Below are 21,163 nucleotides of genomic sequence, written 5' to 3'. Positions count from 1 at the left end.
ACGTGACGCCGGAGGAGTGGATCGCGCACGATCCGGACCCCGCGACGGCCGCCGAGCTCGCCGCCTGCGGCCCCGACGAGCTCGCGGCGCGCTTCGCCCGCCCCCTGACCTTCGGCACCGCGGGGCTGCGCGGACCGGTGCGCGGCGGTCCCGACGCCATGAACGTCGCGGTGGTGTCGCGCGCGACGTGGGCGGTGGCCCGCGTGCTCACCGAGCGCGGCCTGGCCGGCGCGCACGTGATCGTCGGCCGCGACGCCCGGCACGGCTCGGCGGTGTTCGCCACCGTTACCGCTGAAGTGCTTGCTGCCCAGGGGTTTTCCGTGCTGCTGCTGCCGGGCCCGCTGCCCACGCCGGTGGTCGCGTTCGCGGTGCGCCACACCGGCGCCGCCGCCGGGGTGCAGATCACCGCGTCGCACAACCCGCCGGCCGACAACGGCTACAAGGTGTACTTCCAGGGCGGCATCCAGATCGTCTCCCCGACCGACCGCCAGATCGAGGCCGCCATGGCCGCCGCTCCCCCGGCCGACCGGATCGCCCGCGAACCCGTCGCGCCCGTCCATACCGACCTGGTCGAGCGCTACGTCGCGCGCGCGGCCGCGGTGCGCCGATCCACGGGTTCGGTGCGGGTGGCGCTCACCGCGCTGCACGGGGTGGGCGGCGAGGTGGCCGTCGAGACGCTGCGCCGCGCGGGATTCGACCAGGTGCACACCGTCGGCGCCCAGTTCGAACCCGACCCCGACTTCCCCACCGTCGCGTTTCCGAACCCCGAGGAGCCCGGGGCCACCGACGCGCTGCTCGCCCTGGCCGCGCAGGTGCGCGCCGACGTCGCGATCGCGCTGGACCCCGACGCCGACCGGTGCGCGGTCGGCATCCCCGACCGAGCGGGCTGGCGGATGCTGTCCGGCGACGAAACCGGTTGGCTGCTCGGCGATTACGTCCTGTCGCAGCAATTGCCGCTCGGTACGCCGGTGGTGGCCAGCACCGTGGTCTCGTCGCGGATGCTGGCCGCGATCGCCGCGGACCGTGGCGCCACCCATGTCGAGACGCCGACCGGGTTCAAATGGCTGGCGCGCGCCGACGCCGACGTCCCCGGCGGCGTCCTGGTCTACGCCTACGAGGAGGCGATCGGCCACTGCGCCGACCCGGACGCCGTGCGCGACAAGGACGGCATCAGCGCCGCGGTGCTGGTGTGCGACCTGGTGGCCGCGCTGCGGGGGCAAGGGCTTTCGGTGCCCGACCGGCTCGACGAGCTGGCCCGGCGCCACGGCGTGCACGACGTCGCGGCGGTGTCGCGGGTGGCCGACATGGCCGAGATCGCCGAGCTGATGTCGCGGCTGCGGGCGGCGCCACCGGCGCGGCTGGCCGGCTTCCCCGCCACCACCACCGACGCCGGCGACGCGCTGATCCTCACCGGCGGCGACGCCGACACGACGGTGCGGGCGGTGGTCCGCCCGTCGGGAACCGAACCGAAGCTGAAGTGCTACGTCGAGATTCGCTGCGCGCCGACCGACGACCTGCCGTCGGCCCGGGACCGGGCCAGGGCGCTGCGCGACGCACTGGTCGCCGAGGCGCGCAGCTGGTAGCTACCCTCTCGCCGAGGTCAGCGCGGGCCGAACTGGCGGTCGCCGGCGTCGCCGAGACCCGGCACGATGTAGGCGATCTCGTTGAGCCCCTCGTCGACGGCGACGGTGAACAGCCGCGCGTCCGGCGCCGTATTCTCCAGGGCCGCAACGCCTTCCGGCGCCGCTACCACACTCAACACGGTGACGTCCGACGCGCCCCTGCGGTGCAGCAACTCGATCGTGTGGGTCATCGACCCACCGGTGGCCAGCATGGGATCCAGCACCAGCACCGGTTGGCCGGCCAGGTCGTCGGGCAGCGACTCGAGATAGCCTGCGGGCCGGTGGGTTTCCTCGTCGCGGGCGACGCCGACGAATCCCACCCTGGCCTCCGGCAGCAGCTCGAGCGCCGCCTCGACCATGCCCAGCCCGGCGCGCAGCACCGGCACCAGCAGCGGGGGGTTGGCCAGCCGCACCCCGAGCGCCTCGGCGACGGGCGTGCGGATCGGGAAGGTCTCGCGGCCCGCGTCCCGGGTGGCCTCGTACACCAGCATCCGGGTCAGCTCGCGCAGCGCGGCCCGGAAGGCGGCACTGGGAGTGCGTTCGTCGCGCAGCGTGGTCAGCCGGGCCAGGGCCAGCGGGTGATCGACGACGCGCACCTCCACGGGATTTGACCCTATATAACGATGCGGTCGCGGTTGGCTAAAGCGGCGCGGACACGCTCGCGTCGGCGCCGTCCGCGGCCCGGATCCGCCCATATACTCCCCGGGTGCTGAGCCGAATCGAGGGTGCGCTGCGGCTCGTCGGCGCGGCGGCGCTGCTGGCACTGGCGGCGCTGGCGGCGAGCCCGCCGGCCCCGCGAACGACGCTGCGGGCGGCGGCACTGCCGCGTCCGGCGCACGTGGTGATCGTCATCGAAGAAAACCGCTCGCAGGCCAACATCATCGGCAACAAGTCGGCGCCGTTCATCAACGCGCTGGCCGGCCGCGGGGCGTTGATGGCGCAGTCGTTCGCCGAGACGCACCCGAGCGAGCCGAACTACCTGGCGCTGTTCGCCGGCAGCACGCTGGGGGTGACCAAGGACGTGTGCCCGGTCAACGCCGGTGCCACCCCCAACCTGGCGTCCGAATTGCTTTCCGCCGGTTACACATTCGGCGGTTACTCGGAAAGCCTGCCCGCCGTCGGCTCGCCGGTGTGCAGCGCGGGCAAGTACGCGCGCAAGCACGTGCCATGGGCCAACTTCAGCAATGTGCCGGCCGCCGCTTCGGTGCCGTTCTCGGCCTTCCCGACGGGTAACTACGCGAGCCTGCCCACGGTGTCCTTCGTCATCCCCAACAACGACAACAACATGCACGACGGCTCGATCGCGCAGGGCGACGCGTGGCTGAACAGCGCGCTGTCCGGCTACGCCAACTGGGCGGTCGCCAACAACAGCCTGCTCATCCTGACGTGGGACGAGGACGACGGCGGCCCCCGCAACCAGATCCCGACCGTGATCTACGGCGCGCACGTGCAGCCCGGCACCTACAACGAGCAGATCAACCATTACAACGTGCTGGCCACGCTCGAGCAGATGTACGGGTTGCCCAAGCTCGGTTACGCGGCCGGGGCGGCCCCGATCGCGACCATCTGGGCCGCCTGACAGCCGGCTCCTCGGATGGCCGAGCCGGGCGGCTTCGCCGTTCGTCGCTATTCTGTGCCGCATGGCTGCTGACCTCGTGCCGATCCGCCTGAGCCTGTCCGCCGGTGACCGCTACACCGTGTGGGCGCCCCGTTGGCGCGACGGCGGCGACGAGTGGGAGGCGTTTTTGGGCAAGGACGAGGACCTCTACGGGTTCGAGTCCGTTGCCGACCTGGTCGCGTTCGTGCGCCGCGACACCGACAACGATCTCGTCGACCACCCCGGGTGGCCGGACCTGACGGCGGCGCACGCCCACCGCTTCCGGCCCGCCGAGGACCGGCGGTTCGATCTGGTCGCGGTCGAGGAGCTGGTGTCCGAGAAGCCGACCGAGGAGTCGGTGGCCGCCCTGGCCGGCGCGCTGTCCATCGTGTCGTCGATCGGGTCGGTGTGCGAACTGCCGGCGGTGGCGAAGTTCTTCAACGGCAACCCCAGCCTGGGCACCGTCGCCGGCGGGATGGACACCTTCGCCGGCAAGGTGGGCCAGAAGCGCTGGAACGCGATCGCCGAGGTCATCGGGCGCAGCTGGGACGACGTGCTCACCGCGATCGACGAGCTGGTCGACACCCCGGAGGTCGACGCCGAGTACGCGGCCAAGGCCGCCGAGGAACTCGACGAGCAGCCGCCCGAAGACGAGACCGAGGTCGAAGGCGTCGATGCGGAAGCCGAGGAGGCGGCCGACGAGCCCTCCGACGAGGACGCCGCGGAACCCGACGACGAGGAAGAGCGCGAAGAGGCGCCCCGCGCCGCCGGCGACACCGTCGTGCTCGGCAGCGACGAGGACTTCTGGGTTCAGGTGGGCATCGACCCGATCCGCATCATGACCAGTGCCGGAACGTTCTACACGCTGCGCTGCTATCTGGACGATCGCCCGATCTTCCTGGGCCGCAACGGCCGGATCAGCGTGTTCAGCTCCGAGCGGGCGCTGGCGCGCTACCTGGCCGACGAGCACGACCACGACCTGTCCGACTTGAGCACCTATGACGACATCCGCACCGCCGCGACCGACGGTTCGCTGGCCGTCGAGGTCACCGACGACAACATCTACGTGCTGAGCGGGCTCGCCGACGACCTGGCCGACGGGCCGGACGTCATCGACCGCGACCAGCTCGACCTGGCCGTCGAGTTGCTCCGCGACATCGGGGACTACTCGGAGGACCCCACCGTCGACAAGGCGCTGGACGCCGGCCGGCCGCTGGGCAAGCTGGTGGGCTGCGTGCTGGAGCCGGAATCGGTCGCCAAGCCCACCCCGCCGTACGCCGCGGCGGTGCGTGAGTGGGAGAAGCTCGAGCAATTCGTCGAGGGTCGGCTCAGGCGGGAATAGGCACGTGTCGCTTCCCGGCGTCGGGCCGCTGCCGCTCTACGGGTTTCACCGCCCGGGCATGCTGCTGTTCGCGCTGGTCCCGCTGGCGTTGCTGGCGTTCTACGTCGTGGTCCAGGCCCGCCGCCGGCGCCGGCTGCGCCGGTTCACCGAGGCGCAGGTGCCGCAGTCGTCGTGGCGCCACCTTCCGATTGCGGTGGCGCTGCTGTCCCTGCTGCTGCTGACCGTCGCGCTGGCCACCCCGACGCACGACATGCGCATCCCGCGCAACCGCGCCTGCGTCGTGCTGATCATCGACATGTCGAACTCGATGCGGGCGACCGACGTCGAACCCAACCGGCTCAAAGCGGCCGAGCAGGCGGCCACCCAGTTCGCCAACCAGCTCACGCCGGGCATCAACCTCGGGCTGGTCGGGTTCGCCGGGACGCCCTACCTGCTGGTGCCGCCGACCCCGCAGCACCAGGCGACGATCGAGGCGCTCAAGAAGCTCGAGTTCGCCGACGGGACGGCGACGGGTGAGGCGATCTTCACCGCCCTGCACGCCGTCGGCGCCGCGGCCATCACGGGCGGGGACACGCCGCCGCCGGCGCGCATCGTGCTGCTTTCCGACGGCGGCGAGAACAAGCCGACCAATCCCAGCGACCCGCACGACGGCGCCTACACCGCGGCGCGCCTGGCCAAGGACCAGGGCGTGCCCATCTCGACGATCTCGTTCGGCACGAAGGGCGGCGAAATCGAGATGAACGGCCAGCGCGTCGCCGTGCCCGTGTCGACGGACCAGATGAAGACGATCGCGCGGCTGGCCGGCGGCCAGTCCTACACCGCCACCAACCTCGGCGAGCTCAACAAGAGCTACGAGGCCATCGAGAACGACATCGGGTTTCGGGTGGTGCCCGGGCCGGGCAGCGCCGGGTGGCTGCGCCTGGGCGTCATCGCGGCGCTGATCGCCACGGCGCTGGCGCTGTTGATCAACCGGCGGCTGCCGACCTGATCGCTCAGGAGGGCAGCCTGCTGTTGAGCGCCAGGCCGGCCAGGATGGCGCCGGCCAACAGCACCGCGCCGAGCAGCATCCACGGCAGGCTGGCGTCGCCCTTCACCGTCTCGTAGCCGATCTGGCGCTGCAGCGTCGAATAGACCTGCTCGAGCGATTCCAGGCTGTCGGCGTGGAACGCCTGGCCGTCGGTGATCTTGCAGATCTCCTGCAGCGTCTGGTCGTCGACCGGGACGGGAATGGTGGCGCCCTCGTACTCGACGGTGCCGTAGGGCGTGCCGAAGGAGATCGTCGAGATCTGCACCTCGCCGGCCTTGGCCGCCCGCGCGGCGGTGAACGCGCCCTCCGGGGCGTTGGGATCCAGCGGCACGTTCTCGGCGCCGTCGGACTCCAGCACGATCCGCGCCGGCGGGGGGCCCTCGCCGCCGCCCATCACCGAGCCCACGGTGGCGATCGCCTGCAGCGCGGTGAAAATCCCTTCCCCCGTCGCGGTTTTCGGCATCGGCTTGAGGCTGTCGATCGCCGCCTTGACCGCGCCGCGGTTGGTCGTCGGGGAGACCAGCAGCGCGGCGTTGGCCGCGAAGGAGACCAGCCCGAGGTTGATGGCCGGCGTCAGCTCGTCGGCGAACTTCTTGCCGGCTTCCTTCGCCGCGGCCAGCCGGGTCGGGGCGACGTCGGTGGACGCCATGGATTCCGAGACGTCGATGACCAGCATGACGACCGCGCGGTTGAGCGGGATCCGGATGTCGGACGTCGGCCCGGCCATCGCGGTGGTCAGCAACACCAGCGCCGTGGCGAGCAGGATGGTCGGCACGTGGCGCCAGCGGCCGGAGCGCAGCGGCGCGACCCGCTCCAGCACCTCCATGTTGGCGAACCGCAGCACGCGGCGGCGACGGGCGAACTGCACCGCGACGTAGATCCCGATCACCAGCAGCACCACCAGCAGCACCAGGAAGAACCAGGCGTTCTGGAATCCGGTGAGCGACACCGGGCCCAGCAGCGGCAGTTTCACCTCACCAACGTGTACCGGGCACTGCCCGCCGTCAAGTTGCCCGAGTGGCTAGTCGAAGATCGTCATGCCCGAGCCGCCGTATTGGATGTAGACCGGCTCGAACGAGAAGGCGAGGTTGCCGGTGTTGACGTCGCCGCCCGACACCACCACCGGGGCCCGGGGACCGGCGCCCACCGTCACGTCGTAAATGAGCGTGCCGCCGCTCGTGTAGTAGTCGATCGTCGTCGTCGGCGGCACGTAGCCGCTGACCGGGTTCGGCACCAGCGATTGCGGGAGGGCCCCCCATTGGCCGCCGGAATCGATCACCGAACCGGTTTCGTAAACGATGGGCCCGCCGTTGATCGACACGCCCAGGGTGGTGATCGGCGCCCCGGAAACGGAAACGTGGGGGGTGTACGGGTTGGGGCCGAATTGCAACAGAGCGTCCGGTTCGTCGATGAGCACGCCCTGGCCCAGGTTGCCCGGCAGCGCCGCCACGACGTTGGCATTGCCATTCGGGTTGGCCGCGTTTGCCCCGATACCCAGCACCGGAACACCTTGTGAAGCAGGATAATTGGTGGTGACGCCATTGATCGTTTGACTCACCGAGGTGATGACGCCGACGGTGGTGGGCGCGGTGCCGATCCCATTGCCGAAGTTCACCGTCGTCGGGTAAACGTTGTAGGTTTCGGCGAGCACGGAGTTCCCGCCGCCGTAATAGGCGGTGTGCGACGCGATCGGCGCGCCCAGGTTCTGGGTATTGACGTCCTGGGGCGGGACCAAGAGACCGATCGATCCGGTGTCGACGGTGACCGGCACGCTCGGACCGCCGTTGATGGAGACGTCGACATAGGGGCGGTAGTCGCCGGTGGTCGAATTGGTCACCACCCCCAGCGGGATGTTCGGGGCGCCGCCGGTGGCGCCGGTGGCGCCGTGCGCGCCCAGCAGGCCGCCGGCACCGCCCTGCCCGCCCGCCGCGCCCTCGACCCCGCCGGTCCCACCCACGCCGCCGGTGCCGACCAGCCACCCGCCGGCCCCGCCCGGACCGCCCTGCGCGAAAACCCCACCCATGCCGCCCATCCCGCCGACGCCCCACAGGCCCGCGGGCCCGCCGGGGCCGCCCATACCCAAGGTCCCACCGATCCCGCCCGCGCCGCCGGTGCCGAGCAGCGACCCGCCGGCCCCGCCGGGACCGCCCGCCGCGCCGTACCCGCCGCCCCCACCCGTGCCGCCGAACCCGAACAGGCCCGCCGGTCCCCCGGCGCCGCCGGTGGATCCGACGGCGACGCTGTTCCCGCCGTCACCGCCGCGGCCGTACAGGATCCCGCCCGCCCCGCCGGATGTCCCTATCCCCTGGGAGTTGGTGAACCCGTTGGCTCCGTCGCCGATCAGCGGGCGCCCGACCAGCAGGTCGGTGGGCAGATTGACGAGGGCCAGCAGCGGGTCGGTGCTCGCGGCCTCGGTAGCGGCATACGACGTGGCGGCGGCGGTCATGTGCTGGACGAACTGCCGCCGGAACGCGGCGGCCTGGGCGCAAAGCGCCTGATAGTCGAGTGCGTACGTGCCGAACACCGCGGCGACGGCCGCGGACACCTCGTCGGCGCCCGCGGCCAGCAGCCCCGACGTCGTGGCCGCCGCCGCCGCGTCGGCCGCGCCGATCGTCGAGTTGATGTTCGCCAGGTCCGACGCCGCGGCCGACACCAGCTCCGGGGCTGCGATGACGTACGACATCCGGCACCTCCACCAAGTACCCGGAGCGTAGTCGCGATCGACCCGAAATTCTGCGTTTTCGGTGGGCGATCGATGCTCCCGGCAATCGCCGGCTCGCCGAATTGTGTTACAAGCGCTGCGGTTCGGGGAACCCCCGCAATCAGACGGTGCCCATTCGGGGAGCCGCGAAGACGGGAGCAGAAATGGTTGGCTCAATCATCCTGGCGATCATCGTTGGCGCGATCATTGGTTTGGTGGCGCGCCTGGTCATGCCGGGCAAGCAAGACGTCGGCATGATCATGACGGTCGTGCTCGGCGCCGTCGGTGGCCTGATCGGTTCGGTAGTGGCCGGCCAGTTCGGTTACCACAACGCCAACGGCGGGATCGCCTGGATTCCGTTTTTCATCGGGGTCGGGGCGGCCGTCGTCCTGATCGCGATCTACGAGGCCCTGATGGGCCGCCGCCGCTCCGGTACCCGGTTGACCCGCTAGCCGATCAATACGGCGTACCGCGGCTTGATCACCTCGTCGATGATCGCCAGCCGCTCGTCGAACGGGATGAACGCCGACTTCATCGCGTTGATGGTGAATCGCTCGAGGTCGCTCCACCCGTAGCCGAAAGCCTCGATGAGCCTCGACATTTCGAGGCTCATCGTGGTGTCGCTGATCAGCCTGTTATCGGTGTTGACGGTCACGCGGAACCGGGCGCGGGCGAGCAGGTCGAACGGGTGCTCGGCGATGCTTTTGACCGCGCCGGTCTGCACGTTCGAGCTGGGGCACAGCTCCAACGGAATTCGCTTGTCCCGCAAGATCGATGCCAGCCGGCCCAGCCGCACGCCTCCACCGTCGAGCACCTCGACGTCGTCGACGATGCGCACCCCGTGACCGAGCCGGTCGGCACCGCAAAACGCGATCGCCTCGTGGATGGACGGCAGCCCGAACGCCTCGCCCGCGTGGATTGTGAAGCGCGCGTTGTGGTCTCGCATGTACTCGAAGGCGTCCAGGTGCCGCGTCGGCGGGTTGCCGGCCTCGGCGCCGGCGATGTCGAACCCGACCACTCCCTTGTCCCGGAAGCGGATCGCCAGCTCGGCGATCTCCCTCGACACCGCGGCGTGGCGCATCGCGGTGACCAGCAGGCGCACCTTGATGGGATGGCCGCCGGCGGCGCAGGCCTTCTCGCCGGCGGCGAACCCGTCCAGCACGGCGTCGACGATCTCGTCGAAGGACAGGCCGCGGTCGATGTGCAGCTCGGGTGCGAAGCGCACCTCGGCGTAGACGACCGAGTCGGCCGCCAGGTCCTCCACGCATTCGTAGGCGACGCGGTACAGCGCGTCGGGCGTCTGCATCACCGCGACGGTGTGGGAGAACGGCTCGAGGTAGCGCTCCAGCGAGCCGCTGTGCGAGCGGGTCCGGAACCACGTCGCCAGCTCGTCGACCTCGGTGGCGGGCAGCCCGTCGTAGCCGGTCTGGGCGGCGATGTCGATCACGGTCGACGGGCGCAGCCCGCCGTCGAGGTGATCGTGCAGCAGGGCCTTCGGGGCCTTGGTGATCTGGGACAGATCCAAAGGTGTCGTCACGTGGCGATCCGATCGATGATCAGCGGCGCGGAAAGCGGGGGCTTGTCGGACACGGACCAGCCGCCGTCCAGTTCGTCCAGCGCGGCGCCCAGGCGTTCGGGGCTGTCGGTGTAGAGGGTGAACAGCGGCTCGCCGGGGGCGACCGGCTCGCCGGGGCGGCGGTGGATCCTGACCCCGGCCCCGGGCTGCACCGGGTGGCCCGGGCGGGACCTGCCCGCGCCGAGCCGCCAAGCCGCCAGCCCCACCGCCATCGCGTCGATATCGCCCATTGTGCCGCCCCGGGGGGCGCTCACGGCCTCGGCACACGAACCGACCGGCAGCGGCGCCGACAGGTCGCCGTCCTGGGCGGCGATGAGCTGGCGAAACCGGTCCATCGCCGTGCCGTCGCGCAGCGCCTGGGCGGGGTCGCGGTCACCGAGCCCGGCAAGCTCGAGCATCTCGGCGGCCAGCCGCAGCGTCAGCTCGACCACGTCGGGCGGGCCCCCGCCGGCCAGCACCTCCAGTGCCTCGGCGACCTCGAGCGCGTTGCCGACGGTCGCGCCCAGCGGGCGATTCATGTCGGTCAGCAGCGCGCGGGTGGGCACCCCGTGCGCGGCGCCCAGCTCCACCATGGCGTGGGCCAGCTCGCGGCTGGCCGCCTCCGTGGGCATCAGCGCCCCGGAGCCGACCTTCACGTCGAGCACCAGCGCGCCCGTGCCCTCGGCCAGCTTCTTGCTCATCACCGAGCTGGCGATCAGCGGCAGCGACTCGACGGTCGCGGTGACGTCGCGCAGCGCGTACAGCTTGGCGTCGGCCGGGGCCAGGTCGCCGGCGGCGAAGATGGCGGCGCCGACGTCGCGAAGCTGGTCGCGCACCCGCCGGGTGGACAGCTGCGCGGTGAACCCGGCGATCGATTCCAGCTTGTCCAGGGTGCCGCCGGTGTGCCCCAGCCCACGGCCCGACGCCTGGGGCACGGCCGCGCCGCAGGCGGCGACGAGGGGCACCAGCGGCAGGGTGATCTTGTCGCCGACGCCGCCGGTCGAGTGCTTGTCGACGGTCGGCACCGGTAGGTCGGAAAAGTCCAGGCGTTCGCCGGACGCCAGCATGGCCGCGGTCCACCGGGCGAGCTCGCCGCGGTCCAGGCCGCGCCACACGATCGCCATCAGCAGCGCCGACATCTGCTCGTCGGCGACCCGGCCGCCGGTGTAGGCGTCGACGACCCAGTCGATAGCGGCGTCGGACAACCGCCCACCGTCGCGTTTGGTCCGGATCACCGTCGGCGCATCGAATGTCAAGGGCGTTCCCCGGGCAGGTCGGCGGTGAAGGCGTCGGGCAGCAGTTCGCCGAGGCCGCGCGGGCCGGCCGGATGGTCGACGAGCAGGCCGGGGCCGCCGTGCTCCAGCAGCACCTGCCGGCAGCGCCCGCACGGCATCAGCGTGCGTCCCTGCGCGTCCACACACGCCAGCGCCACCAGCCGCCCCCCACCGGTGGAGTGCAGCGCGCACACCACCCCGCACTCGGCACAGAGACCAAGGCCATATGAGATGTTTTCCACATTGCAGCCGGTGACGACGCGGCCGTCGTCGACCAGCGCGGCCGCACCCACCGGGAACCTCGAGTACGGCGCGTAGGCCCCCGCCGCCGCATGGACGGCCTTGTCCCGCAGCGCATTCCAATCGACTTCGGGCATATCTACCTCGCTCAACCTGAGGGCCGGCTCGTGACCGCCACCCTAACTCTGGCACGGCAATTCGCCTGTCGGCTGTTGGCGCGACCGGCGACCTGGCAGGGTTAGGCTTGATTGCCCGGCTTGAGCCTGTACTTGTGTTTCTCTAAGGCGGTGGAGACTTGGTGACATCGGCCCCGTCGCGCAAGCGGCGACCGCCCCGGACCCTCTATCGTGGCGATCCCGGCATGTGGGCGTGGGTGCTGCACCGCATCAGCGGCGCGACGATCTTCTTCTTCCTGTTCGTCCACATCCTCGACGCCGCGATGCTGCGGGTGGATCCGCAGACCTACAACGCAGTGGTCGGCGACTACAAGACGCCGATCGTCGGCCTGATGGAGTACGGGCTGATCGCGGCGGTGCTCTTCCACGGGCTGAACGGGATCCGGGTCATCCTGATCGACTTCTGGTCGCAGGGGCCCCGCTACCAGCGGCTGATGTTCGGCATCGTCTGCATCGTCTTTTTGCTGCTGATGGTTCCGGCCGGCGTGGTCACCGGCATCCACATCCTGGAGCATGTCCGGTGACCGGCCCCGACCTTCAGCTCGGCCGGGGCCAGCAGGCGCCGGTCAGGCAGCGCTTCTACGACCGCCCCGCCAGCCTGGACAATCCCCGCTCCCCGCGGCGGCGCGCCGGCATCCCCAACTTCGAGAAATTCGCGTGGCTGTTCATGCGGTTTTCCGGGATCGCGCTGCTGTTCCTGGCGATCGGGCACCTGTTCATCATGCTGATGTGGGACGACGGCGTGTACCGCATCGACTTCAACTACGTGGCGCAGCGCTGGCATTCGCCGTTCTGGCAGATCTGGGACATGGCGCTGTTATGGCTGGCGGAGCTGCACGGCGGCAACGGGCTGCGCACCATCATCGACGACTACAGCCGCAAGAACTCGACCCGGTTCTGGCTCAACAGCCTGCTGCTGCTGTCGATGGGGTTCACCTTGGTGCTGGGCACCTACGTGCTGGTGACATTCGACGCGAACATCTCGTGAGAGGCCGGTTGTGATCCAGGAACACCGATACGACGTGGTGATCGTCGGCGCGGGCGGTGCGGGGATGCGCGCGGCGGTAGAGGCGGGTCCGCGGGTGCGCACCGCGGTGTTGACCAAGCTCTACCCGACCCGCAGCCACACCGGCGCCGCGCAGGGCGGCATGTGCGCCGCGCTGGCCAACGTCGAGGACGACAACTGGGAATGGCACACCTTCGACACCGTCAAGGGCGGCGACTACCTCGCCGACCAGGACGCCGTCGAGATCATGTGCAAGGAAGCCATCGACGCGGTGCTCGACCTGGAGAAGATGGGGATGCCGTTCAACCGCACCCCCGAGGGCCGCATCGACCAGCGCCGCTTCGGCGGGCACACGCGCGACCACGGCAAGGCCCCGGTGCGCCGGTCCTGTTACGCCGCCGACCGCACCGGCCACATGATCCTGCAGACGCTGTATCAGAACTGCGTGCGCCACGACGTGCAGTTCTTCAACGAGTTCTACGTGCTGGACCTGGTTTTGACGCAGACGCCGACCGGCCCGGTGGCCACCGGCGTGGTCGCCTACGAGCTCGCGACGGGCGAGATCCATGTGTTCCACGCCAAGGCCGTCGTGATCGCCACCGGGGGTTCGGGCCGGATGTACAAGACGACGTCCAACGCGCACACGCTGACCGGCGATGGCATCGGCATCGTATTCCGCAAGGGACTTCCGTTGGAGGACATGGAGTTTCACCAGTTCCACCCGACCGGCCTGGCCGGCCTGGGCATCCTGATCTCCGAGGCCGTGCGCGGCGAGGGCGGCCGGCTGCTCAACGGCGAGGGCGAGCGCTTCATGGAGCGCTACGCACCGACGATCGTCGACCTGGCGCCGCGCGACATCGTCGCCCGCTCAATGGTTTTGGAGGTGCTGGAGGGTCGCGGCGCCGGCCCGCACAAGGACTACGTGTACATCGACGTCCGCCACCTCGGCGAGGACGTGCTGGCGGCCAAGCTGCCCGACATCACCGAGTTCGCCCGCACGTATCTGGGCGTGGACCCGGTGCACGAGCTGGTCCCGGTGTATCCGACGTGCCACTACGTGATGGGCGGGATTCCCACGACGGTGACCGGACAGGTGTTGCGGGACAACACTTCCACGGTCCCGGGGCTGTATGCGGCCGGCGAGTGCGCGTGCGTGTCGGTGCATGGCGCCAACCGGCTGGGCACCAATTCGCTGCTGGACATCAACGTGTTCGGCCGCCGCGCGGGCATCGCGGCCGTCGCGTACGCCCGGGGGCACGACTTCGTCGACATGCCGCCGGATCCCGCGGCCATGGTCGTCGGCTGGGTGGGTGACATCCTCTCCGAGCACGGCAACGAGCGCGTCGCCGACATCCGGGGCGCCCTGCAGCAGACGATGGACAACAACGCCGCGGTGTTCCGCACCGAGGAGACGCTCAAGCAGGCTTTGACGGATATCCATGCTTTGAAGGAGCGGTACTCCCGAATCAGCGTGCACGACAAGGGGAAACGCTTCAACAGCGACCTGCTGGAGGCCATCGAGCTCGGGTTCCTGCTGGAATTGGCCGAGGTCACCGTGGTGGGTGCGCTGAACCGCAAGGAGTCGCGCGGCGGGCATGCCCGCGAGGACTATCCCAACCGCGACGACGTCAACTACATGCGCCACACGATGGCCTACAAGCAGGGCACCGACCTGCTCAGCGACATCGCGCTGGACTTCAAGCCCGTCGTGCAGACGCGCTACGAACCCAAGGAACGGAAGTACTAGTGACCGAGTCTGTCGAGCCGGACGTCGAAACTCTGGAGCCTCCATTGCCGCCGGTGCCCGAGGGCGCGGTGATGGTGACCGTCAAGATCGCCCGGTTCAACCCCGACCAGCCCGAGGCCTTCGCGAAAACCGGTGGCTGGCAAAGCTTTCGGGTGCCGTGTCTGCCCAGCGACCGGATGCTCAACCTGCTGATCTACATCAAGAGCTACCTCGACGGGACGCTGACGTTCCGGCGCTCCTGTGCGCACGGGGTGTGCGGGTCGGACGCCATGCGCATCAACGGCGTCAACCGGCTGGCCTGCAAGGTGCTGATGCGCGACCTGCTGCCACAAGGTAGGCCGGGCAAACCCCAAAAGGCACTCACCGTCACCGTCGAGCCCATCCGGGGGCTGCCGGTGGAGAAGGACCTCGTCGTCGACATGGAGCCGTTCTTCGACGCCTACCGGGCGGTGAAGCCGTACCTGATCACCAGCGGCAATCCGCCGACGCGGGAGCGCATCCAGAGCCCCACCGACCGCGCCCGCTACGACGACACCACCAAGTGCATCCTGTGTGCGTGCTGCACGACCAGCTGCCCAATTTTCTGGCACGAGGGCAGTTACTACGGGCCGGCGGCGATCGTCAACGCGCACCGCTTCATCTTCGACAGCCGCGACGAGGCCGCCGCCGAGCGCCTCGACATCCTCAACGAGGTCGACGGCGTGTGGCGCTGCCGCACCACGTTCAACTGCACCGAGTCCTGCCCGCGCGGCATCGAGGTCACCAAGGCGATCCAGGAGGTCAAGCGCGCGATCATGTTCTCGCGCTGACCCTCTTTGTGCTCCTTTCCCCCCGCGAGCGTCCGCAAAATGCCACGGTTTGCGGCGTGTCACCGTACAAACACGGGCGCTCGCGGCGTGGGAGTGTCACACATTGCCGGCCCGTCTCGTCTGACGGGTATGACTCAGAAAACGCGGATCGAACCCCTGCCCCCCAAGCGCGCCGGGCTGCTGACCCGGGCCATGTATCGGGTCGCCAAGCGGCGCTACGGCCAGGTCCCGGAGCCGTTCGCCGTCGCCGCGCACCACCGCAAGCTCCTGATCGCCAGCGCCGTCCACGAAACCATGGTCGACCGGGCATCGAAAGCCCTGCCGGCCAGCGTCCGCGAGCTCGCGGTGTACTGGACCGCACGCCAGATCGGCTGCTCCTGGTGCGTCGACTTCGGGTCGATGCTGCAGCGCCTCGACGGCCTGGACATCCAGCGGCTCAAGGACATCGACGACTACGCCGCCTCAACGCTGTTCAGCGCCGACGAGCGCGCCGCCATCGCCTACGCCGAAGCGATCACCACCGATCCGCACACCGTCACCGACGAGCAGGTCGCCGACCTTCGGGCGCGCTTCGGCGATGCCGGCGTGTTCGAGCTGACCTACCAGGTCGGGCTGGAGAACATGCGGGCGCGGGTGAACGCCGCCCTGGGCATCACCGAGCAGGGCTTCAATTCCGGTGACGCCTGCCGGGTTCCGTGGGCCGAGCTCAACCAGAACGCAGCGGAGAGCCGGTGAACTTGTCGGGGTTGGCGATATCCCATAGGGCGCAGACCTTTCCGTCGCGCAGCGTCAACGCCAGGATCCGCGGCAGCAGCTCCCGGTGGTCGCCGTCGCGGGGGCTGCCGGCGGTGTAGACGCCGAGTTCGCCGTTGACCAGCGCCAGCTGGTTGGCGGTGAAGAACGCCGGGCCGTAGCGGTTGGCCAGGCCGAACACGAACCTGGCCACCTTGTCCGCCCCGGTGATGACGTGAACGGCGGTGGGCGCCTTGCCGTTCGAGTCGCCGGTGAAGACCACGTCCGGGTGCAACAGCCCCACCACGGCCTCCAGGTCGCCGACGGCCATGGCGGCCATCAACTTGCCGACCACCTCGTCGTGCGACGGGTCGGGTTGTGGCGCGGGCTGCGCGGCGACCGCCTTGCGGGCCCGCGACGCCAGCTGCCGCGCGGCGGCCTCGTTGATGCCCAGCACCTCGGCGACCTCGGCGAAGGGCACGGCGAACCCGTCGTGCAGCACGAACGCGACCCGCTGATCGGGCGACAGGCGCTCGAGCACCACCATCGCCGCGAACCGCGCGTCCTCGCTGGCCACGACGGCGGACAGCGGATCGGCCTGGTCGAATCCGGTGACCACCGGTTCGGGCAGCCAGTTGCCGGTGTAGGTCTCGCGACGGTGCGCGGCCGATCGCAACCGGTCCAGGCCCAGCCTGCTCACCACCGTGGTCAGCCACGCGCGCAAGTTGGTGATCGGCTGATCGTGGGCGTCCCAGCGCAACCAGGCCTCCTGCACGATGTCCTCGGCGTCGGAGAACGTGCCGGTGAGCCGGTAGGCAACCGACAACAGATGCGGCCGTAGCTCTTGGAACTGACTGACCTGCTGCGCTGCGGTCATACCGCGAGCGTAACGCCAGGGACACTTTCGACGCCAAGGGCCGCCACGGCGTTACGCTCGCGGACAATGACCGAACACCTCTGGCTCCATTTCGCCCGGCACGGCCCGGACATCGCGCCGCCGATCATCACCCGCGGCGAGGGCGTCACGATCTTCGACGACCGCGGCAAGGCCTACCTCGACGCGCTGTCCGGGCTGTTCACCGTGCAGGTCGGGCACGGCCGCACCGAACTCGCCGAGGTCGCCGCCCGGCAGGCCGGCACCCTGGCGTACTTCCCGCTGTGGGGGTATGCCACCCCGAGCGCGGTCGAGCTCGCCGAGCGCCTCGCGCGCTACGCCCCGGGCGATTTGAACCGCGTCTTTTTCACCACCGGCGGCACCGAGGCCGTCGAGACCGCGTGGAAGGTGGCCAAGCAGTACTTCAAGCTGACCGGCAAACCCGGTAAGCACAAAGTGATTTCGCGGGCGGTCGCCTACCACGGCACCACCCAGGGCGCGCTGGCGATCACCGGGCTGCCGTTGTACAAGGCGCCGTTCGAACCGGTGACGCCGGGCGGCTTCCGGGTGCCCAACACGAACTTCTACCGCGCGCCCGAACCGTTCCAAACCGACCCAAAAGCCTTCGGGCAGTGGGCCGCCGACCGCATCGCCGAGGCGATCGAATTCGAGGGACCCCAAACCGTCGCCGCGGTCTTCCTGGAACCGGTACAAAACGCGGGCGGCGCCATCCCCCCTCCCCCGGGCTATTTCGAACGGGTGCGCCAGATTTGCGACGAGTACGACGTGCTGCTGGTCTCCGACGAGGTGATCTGCGCGTTCGGCCGGATCGGATCGATGTTCGCCTGTGACGATTTCGGCTACCTGCCCGACATGATCACCTGCGCCAAGGGCATGACGTCGGGCTACTCACCGCTGGGCGCGATGATCGCCAGCGACCGGGTCTTCGAGCCGTTCGACGACGGCAAAACCATGTTCCCGCACGGCTATACGTTCGGCGGGCACCCGGTGTCGGCCGCCGTCGCGCTGGCCAACCTCGACATCTTCGAGCGCGAGGGCCTCAACGACCGCGTCCGACAACACGCGCCCGCGTTCCGCGCCACCCTGGAGCGGCTCTACGACGTGCCCATCGTCGGCGACGTGCGCGGCGAGGGATATTTCTACAGCGTCGAACTGGTCAAGGACCAGGCGACCCGGCAGACCTTCGGCGACGACGAACGCCGCGCGTTGCTCGGCCGGGTGTCGGCGGCGCTGTTCGCGGCGGGGTTGTACTGCCGCACCGACGACCGCGGCGATTCCGTCGTCCAGCTGGCGCCGCCACTGATCAGCGGCCAGGCCGAGTTCGACACGATCGAGGCCGCCCTGCGCGACGTGCTCAGCGCGGAGTCTGCCCGCCTTTGACCGCGAAACTGTATTCCACGACGCATTTCGCGAGTGGGACCGTCGGTACTCACAGTCTCGCGGTGGGTTAGAAGCGGTGGGCTAGGACAGCGCCAGGACCCGGTTGACCTCGTACGCGGCCAGCAACACCTCGCGGGAACGGGCCGGGCTCGGGTCGCTCGACAGCCGCGATTGCGCGTTGCAGAGCCAGGTGAGCGCCGAGCGCAGGTCGGCATTGGGTGTGGCGTCGCGATGCTGCTCGAGCTCCGCCAGCAGGCGGTCGCTCGCGCGATGGCGAACCTGGGTGCTCTTCTCGACCTGCTTGAGCAGATCTTTCAGCGATCGCGGGCCGTCGCCCTCGCCGCGCCACTTCGAGAAGAATCGATTGTTTTGGATGGTGTCAGCGTAGTGCACCGCCGGGTTTGTAACATCTGCCTCACCGGTCACAGCGCGGCTCCCCTGAATCGGGCGGCCGATCGCCTAGTCTGCACAGACGATGACCTTCCTACGTTCGATGTCGTGCCTGGTCGCAGCGGTTTTCGTGGCTGGTGCCCCGGTCGCGGTGGCCCGCGCCGAACCGGGTGCCGGCCCCAACGCCGGGCCGCCGCCCTGTCCGTACCAGGTGAACACCCCGCCCGCCGTGGATTCCTCCGAGGTCCCGGCCGCCGGCGACCCGCCGATGCCGCTGGCCGTGCCCCCCAAGCCCGTCGGCGGCGAGGCGCTGGGCGGCTGCGGGATCATCGCGGCGCCCAACACGCCGCCGCTGCCGGGCGACGTGTCCGCCGACGCGTGGGTGGTGGCCGACCTGGACAGCGGCGCCGTCATCGCCGCCAAGGACCCGCACGGGCGGCACCGCCCGGCCAGCGTCATCAAGGTCCTGGTCGCGATGGCGTCCCTCAACGCGTTGCCGCTCAACAAATCCATCCAGGGCACCGCCGACGACGCGGCCGCCGAGGGCACCAAGGTCGGCGTCGACGACGGCGGTGTGTACACGGTCAACCAGCTGCTGCACGGCCTGCTGATGCACTCGGGCAACGACGCCGCCCACGCGCTGGCCATGCAGCTCGGCGGGATGCAGCAGGCGCTGGAGAAGATCAACGTGCTGGCCGCCAAGCTCGGGGGCCGCGACACCCGGGTGGCGACGCCGTCCGGGCTGGACGGGCCGGGCATGAGCACGTCGGCCTACGACATCGGGCTGTTCTACCGCTACGCCTGGCAGAACCCGACTTTCGCCGGGGTCGTCGCGACGCGCACCTTCGACTTCCCCGGCCACGGCGATCACCCCGGCTACGAGCTGGAAAACGACAACCAGCTGCTCTACAAGTATCCGGGCGCGATGGGCGGCAAGACCGGCTACACCGACGACGCCGGACAGACCTTTGTGGGCGCTGCCAACCACGACGGGCGACGGCTGATGGCGGTGCTGCTGCACGGCACTCGGCAGCCGATCGCCCCGTGGGAGCAGGCCGCGCACCTGCTGGACTACGGGTTTTCCACACCGCAGGGCACCCAGGTCGGCACGTTGATCGAGCCCGATCCCTCGCTGATCACCACGCGCCACGACAGCGCCGCCGACCGGCCGGGCGCCGCGTCGCAGGCCGCCGGGCTGATGCCGGCCGCGGATGCGCTGCCGGTGCGGGTGGGCGTTGCGGTGATCGGAGCGATCATCGTGTTTAGTTTGATCATGGTCGCTCGCTCGATGAACCGCCGACCGCAACACCGTTGACGTCGCGGCCCGCCGTCTCGCGGCGCAGCCTGCTGATCGGGCTCACCGCCGCGAGCGTCGGCGTCATCTACGGCTACGACCTGTCCATCATCGCCGGCGCGCAACTGTTCGTCACCGAGGACTTCGGCCTGTCCACCCGGCAACAGGAACTGCTGACGACGATGGTGGTGATCGGCCAGATCGCCGGGGCTCTCGGCGCCGGTGCGCTGGCCAACGCGATCGGGCGCAAGCGCTCGCTGGTGGGAATCCTCGTCGCCTACGCGGCGTTCGCGCTGCTGGGTGCGCTGTCGGTCTCGCTGCCGATGCTGCTGGCGGCACGCTTCCTGCTCGGGCTGACCTTGGGCCTGGCAGTGGTGGCCGTCCCGGTCTACGTGGCGGAATCGGCGCCGGCGGCGGTGCGCGGCGCGCTGCTGACGAGCTATCAGCTCGCGATCGTCGGCGCGCTGATCGTCGGTTACCTGACCGGTTACCTGTTGGCCGGCACGCACAGCTGGCGCTGGATGCTGGGACTGGCCGTGGTGCCCACAACGCTGTTGTTGCCGTTGGTGATTCGGCTGCCCGACACCGCGCGCTGGTATGTGATGAAGGGCCGCACCGACGACGCCCGGCGGGCGCTGCTGCGGGTGGAGCCGGATGCGGACGCCGACGCGGAACTCGCCGAGATCCGCCGCGGGTTGGGTGAGGGCCGCGGCGGGTTTCCCGAGATGCTGCGCCCACCGTACTTGCGGGCCACCGCCTTTGTGATCACGCTCGGCTTCCTGATCCAGATCACCGGCATCAACGCCATCATCTACTACAGCCCCCGGATATTCGAGGCCATGGGCTTCACCGGCAATTTCGCGCTGCTGGCGCTGCCGGCGCTGGTCCAGGTCGCCGGGCTGGCCGCGGTGGGCGTAGCGCTGCTCCTCGTCGACCGGCTGGGCCGGCGCCCAATCCTGTTGTGCGGCATCGCGATGATGATCGCCGCCGACGTCGTGTTGATGGTGGTGTTCGCCTCCGGCCTGGGCGGGGCCGGACTGGTGTTCGGGTTCGCCGGCATCCTGTTGTTCATCGTCGGCTACACCATGGGCTTCGGCTCCCTGGGCTGGGTGTACGCCAGCGAAAGCTTTCCATCGCGGCTGCGGTCCCTCGGGTCTTCCACGATGCTCACCTCCAACCTGGTGGCCAACGCGATCGTCGCCGCCGTGTTCTTGACCTTGCTGCATTCCCTTGGCGGCGCAGGGACTTTCGCGCTGTTCGGGTTCCTCGCGTTGGTGGCGTTCGGCTTCGTCTACCGCTATGCGCCCGAGACCAAAGGGCGCCCACTGGAGGAGATAAGCCACTTCTGGGAGAACGGCGGCCGGTGGGACTGATCT

Annotated in this window: 21 protein-coding genes; 13 read left to right on the top strand and 8 right to left on the bottom strand. The window is 69.9% G+C overall.

Annotated elements, in window-relative coordinates; genetic code table 11:
* Window positions 1–2: 2 nt before the first annotated feature.
* On the top strand, window positions 3–1,583 hold the full coding sequence (locus AC5Y43_RS04140; protein ID WP_499969698.1) for a phospho-sugar mutase: 1,581 nt from the start codon (window positions 3–5) through the stop codon (window positions 1,581–1,583).
* A gap of 17 nt (window positions 1,584–1,600) precedes the next feature.
* On the opposite strand, the gene upp is transcribed toward AC5Y43_RS04140, so the two are convergent.
* Window positions 1,601–2,224: a uracil phosphoribosyltransferase gene (gene upp, locus AC5Y43_RS04135; RefSeq protein WP_499969696.1), complete on the bottom strand. Its 624-nt coding sequence runs from the start codon at window positions 2,222–2,224 to the stop codon at window positions 1,601–1,603.
* 104 nt (window positions 2,225–2,328) lie between these two features.
* Here upp and AC5Y43_RS04130 point away from each other — a divergent pair, with 104 nt between their 5' ends.
* The 3 genes from AC5Y43_RS04130 to AC5Y43_RS04120 all read left to right on the top strand — a co-directional run bounded on the left by AC5Y43_RS04130 (window position 2,329) and on the right by AC5Y43_RS04120 (window position 5,549).
* Window positions 2,329–3,201: an alkaline phosphatase family protein gene (locus tag AC5Y43_RS04130; protein WP_499969695.1), complete on the top strand. Its 873-nt coding sequence runs from the start codon at window positions 2,329–2,331 to the stop codon at window positions 3,199–3,201.
* A gap of 61 nt (window positions 3,202–3,262) precedes the next feature.
* Window positions 3,263–4,561, top strand: a complete 1,299-nt coding sequence (gene satS / locus AC5Y43_RS04125) for a protein export chaperone SatS (RefSeq protein ID WP_499969693.1) — start codon at window positions 3,263–3,265, stop codon at window positions 4,559–4,561.
* 4 nt (window positions 4,562–4,565) lie between these two features.
* A complete protein-coding gene (locus AC5Y43_RS04120; RefSeq protein ID WP_499969692.1) occupies window positions 4,566–5,549 on the top strand; it encodes a VWA domain-containing protein in 984 nt (327 codons plus the stop codon).
* A gap of 4 nt (window positions 5,550–5,553) precedes the next feature.
* Here the strand turns inward: AC5Y43_RS04120 and AC5Y43_RS04115 are convergent, their stop codons facing one another.
* Both AC5Y43_RS04115 and AC5Y43_RS04110 read right to left on the bottom strand, forming a co-directional pair.
* On the bottom strand, window positions 5,554–6,561 hold the full coding sequence (locus tag AC5Y43_RS04115; RefSeq protein WP_499969690.1) for a VWA domain-containing protein: 1,008 nt from the start codon (window positions 6,559–6,561) through the stop codon (window positions 5,554–5,556).
* Window positions 6,562–6,609: 48 nt separating this feature from the next.
* Window positions 6,610–8,271 carry a PecA family PE domain-processing aspartic protease gene (locus AC5Y43_RS04110; protein WP_499969688.1) on the bottom strand — a complete coding sequence of 554 codons (1,662 nt, stop codon included), beginning with the start codon at window positions 8,269–8,271 and terminating at the stop codon, window positions 6,610–6,612.
* A 182-nt stretch (window positions 8,272–8,453) separates the two neighbouring features.
* Here AC5Y43_RS04110 and AC5Y43_RS04105 point away from each other — a divergent pair, with 182 nt between their 5' ends.
* Window positions 8,454–8,741 (top strand): GlsB/YeaQ/YmgE family stress response membrane protein, encoded by a 288-nt coding sequence (locus AC5Y43_RS04105; RefSeq protein ID WP_499969686.1) that lies wholly within the window; start codon window positions 8,454–8,456, stop codon window positions 8,739–8,741.
* Here the strand turns inward: AC5Y43_RS04105 and AC5Y43_RS04100 are convergent.
* From AC5Y43_RS04100 to AC5Y43_RS04090, 3 genes are read right to left on the bottom strand one after another with little or no spacing between them, the layout of a single operon-like run.
* On the bottom strand, window positions 8,738–9,826 hold the full coding sequence (locus AC5Y43_RS04100) for an adenosine deaminase (RefSeq protein ID WP_499969684.1): 1,089 nt from the start codon (window positions 9,824–9,826) through the stop codon (window positions 8,738–8,740). The two genes, AC5Y43_RS04105 and AC5Y43_RS04100, sit on opposite strands and share 4 nt — an antisense overlap.
* Window positions 9,823–11,100: a thymidine phosphorylase gene (locus AC5Y43_RS04095; protein ID WP_499969682.1), complete on the bottom strand. Its 1,278-nt coding sequence runs from the start codon at window positions 11,098–11,100 to the stop codon at window positions 9,823–9,825. Before AC5Y43_RS04095 ends, AC5Y43_RS04100 begins: the two co-directional genes overlap by 4 nt.
* Complete coding sequence (locus AC5Y43_RS04090) at window positions 11,097–11,495, bottom strand: cytidine deaminase (RefSeq protein WP_499969681.1); 399 nt, start codon at window positions 11,493–11,495, stop codon at window positions 11,097–11,099. The genes AC5Y43_RS04095 and AC5Y43_RS04090 overlap by 4 nt, the downstream gene beginning before the upstream one ends.
* A 224-nt stretch (window positions 11,496–11,719) precedes the next feature.
* Here AC5Y43_RS04090 and sdhC point away from each other — a divergent pair, with 224 nt between their 5' ends.
* The 5 genes from sdhC (at window position 11,720) to AC5Y43_RS04065 (ending at window position 15,831) form a co-directional block, all read left to right on the top strand.
* Entirely contained in the window at window positions 11,720–12,058 is a 339-nt protein-coding gene (gene sdhC, locus AC5Y43_RS04085; RefSeq protein WP_499970400.1) for a succinate dehydrogenase, cytochrome b556 subunit, read from the top strand.
* Window positions 12,055–12,522 carry a succinate dehydrogenase hydrophobic membrane anchor subunit gene (locus AC5Y43_RS04080; protein WP_499969679.1) on the top strand — a complete coding sequence of 156 codons (468 nt, stop codon included), beginning with the start codon at window positions 12,055–12,057 and terminating at the stop codon, window positions 12,520–12,522. The genes sdhC and AC5Y43_RS04080 overlap by 4 nt, the downstream gene beginning before the upstream one ends.
* A 10-nt stretch (window positions 12,523–12,532) precedes the next feature.
* Window positions 12,533–14,287 (top strand): succinate dehydrogenase flavoprotein subunit, encoded by a 1,755-nt coding sequence (gene sdhA / locus AC5Y43_RS04075; RefSeq protein ID WP_499969677.1) that lies wholly within the window; start codon window positions 12,533–12,535, stop codon window positions 14,285–14,287.
* Window positions 14,287–15,096: a succinate dehydrogenase iron-sulfur subunit gene (locus tag AC5Y43_RS04070; RefSeq protein ID WP_499969675.1), complete on the top strand. Its 810-nt coding sequence runs from the start codon at window positions 14,287–14,289 to the stop codon at window positions 15,094–15,096. Before sdhA ends, AC5Y43_RS04070 begins: the two co-directional genes overlap by 1 nt.
* A gap of 129 nt (window positions 15,097–15,225) precedes the next feature.
* Window positions 15,226–15,831: a carboxymuconolactone decarboxylase family protein gene (locus AC5Y43_RS04065; protein WP_499969673.1), complete on the top strand. Its 606-nt coding sequence runs from the start codon at window positions 15,226–15,228 to the stop codon at window positions 15,829–15,831.
* Here the strand turns inward: AC5Y43_RS04065 and AC5Y43_RS04060 are convergent.
* The gene (locus AC5Y43_RS04060) at window positions 15,803–16,705 is read right to left on the bottom strand and encodes a sigma-70 family RNA polymerase sigma factor (RefSeq protein WP_499969671.1); all 903 of its coding nucleotides are present in this window, start codon (window positions 16,703–16,705) and stop codon (window positions 15,803–15,805) included. The two genes, AC5Y43_RS04065 and AC5Y43_RS04060, sit on opposite strands and share 29 nt — an antisense overlap.
* Window positions 16,706–16,771: 66 nt before the next feature.
* Here AC5Y43_RS04060 and AC5Y43_RS04055 point away from each other — a divergent pair, with 66 nt between their 5' ends.
* On the top strand, window positions 16,772–18,103 hold the full coding sequence (locus tag AC5Y43_RS04055) for an aspartate aminotransferase family protein (RefSeq protein WP_499969670.1): 1,332 nt from the start codon (window positions 16,772–16,774) through the stop codon (window positions 18,101–18,103).
* 81 nt (window positions 18,104–18,184) lie between these two features.
* On the opposite strand, the gene AC5Y43_RS04050 is transcribed toward AC5Y43_RS04055, so the two are convergent.
* Window positions 18,185–18,421, bottom strand: a complete 237-nt coding sequence (locus AC5Y43_RS04050) for a hypothetical protein (protein ID WP_499970398.1) — start codon at window positions 18,419–18,421, stop codon at window positions 18,185–18,187.
* A gap of 157 nt (window positions 18,422–18,578) precedes the next feature.
* Here AC5Y43_RS04050 and dacB1 point away from each other — a divergent pair, with 157 nt between their 5' ends.
* Together dacB1 and AC5Y43_RS04040 are read left to right on the top strand one after the other, a co-directional pair.
* On the top strand, window positions 18,579–19,808 hold the full coding sequence (gene dacB1 / locus AC5Y43_RS04045; protein WP_499969668.1) for a D-alanyl-D-alanine carboxypeptidase DacB1: 1,230 nt from the start codon (window positions 18,579–18,581) through the stop codon (window positions 19,806–19,808).
* On the top strand, window positions 19,805–21,160 hold the full coding sequence (locus tag AC5Y43_RS04040; protein ID WP_499969666.1) for a sugar porter family MFS transporter: 1,356 nt from the start codon (window positions 19,805–19,807) through the stop codon (window positions 21,158–21,160). The genes dacB1 and AC5Y43_RS04040 overlap by 4 nt, the downstream gene beginning before the upstream one ends.
* Window positions 21,161–21,163: the final 3 nt, after the last annotated feature.

Source organism: Mycobacterium sp. NGS57 (genome assembly GCF_059812405.1).
The sequence above is the reverse complement of the archived record's forward strand: the minus strand, read 5'-3'. Positions and strand labels throughout refer to the sequence as shown.

Bases quoted from the DNA above. Each gene is read 5' to 3' on its own strand.
- satS (WP_499969693.1), top strand. From the start codon at position 3,263: ATGGCTGCTGACCTCGTGCCGATCCGCCTGAGCCTGTCCGCCGGTGAC.
- AC5Y43_RS04110 (WP_499969688.1), bottom strand. From the start codon at position 8,271: ATGTCGTACGTCATCGCAGCCCCGGAGCTGGTGTCGGCCGCGGCGTCG.
- AC5Y43_RS04105 (WP_499969686.1), top strand. From the start codon at position 8,454: ATGGTTGGCTCAATCATCCTGGCGATCATCGTTGGCGCGATCATTGGT.
- AC5Y43_RS04090 (WP_499969681.1), bottom strand. From the start codon at position 11,495: ATGCCCGAAGTCGATTGGAATGCGCTGCGGGACAAGGCCGTCCATGCG.
- sdhC (WP_499970400.1), top strand. From the start codon at position 11,720: ATGTGGGCGTGGGTGCTGCACCGCATCAGCGGCGCGACGATCTTCTTC.
- AC5Y43_RS04065 (WP_499969673.1), top strand. From the start codon at position 15,226: ATGACTCAGAAAACGCGGATCGAACCCCTGCCCCCCAAGCGCGCCGGG.
- AC5Y43_RS04060 (WP_499969671.1), bottom strand. From the start codon at position 16,705: ATGACCGCAGCGCAGCAGGTCAGTCAGTTCCAAGAGCTACGGCCGCAT.
- AC5Y43_RS04055 (WP_499969670.1), top strand. From the start codon at position 16,772: ATGACCGAACACCTCTGGCTCCATTTCGCCCGGCACGGCCCGGACATC.
- dacB1 (WP_499969668.1), top strand. From the start codon at position 18,579: ATGACCTTCCTACGTTCGATGTCGTGCCTGGTCGCAGCGGTTTTCGTG.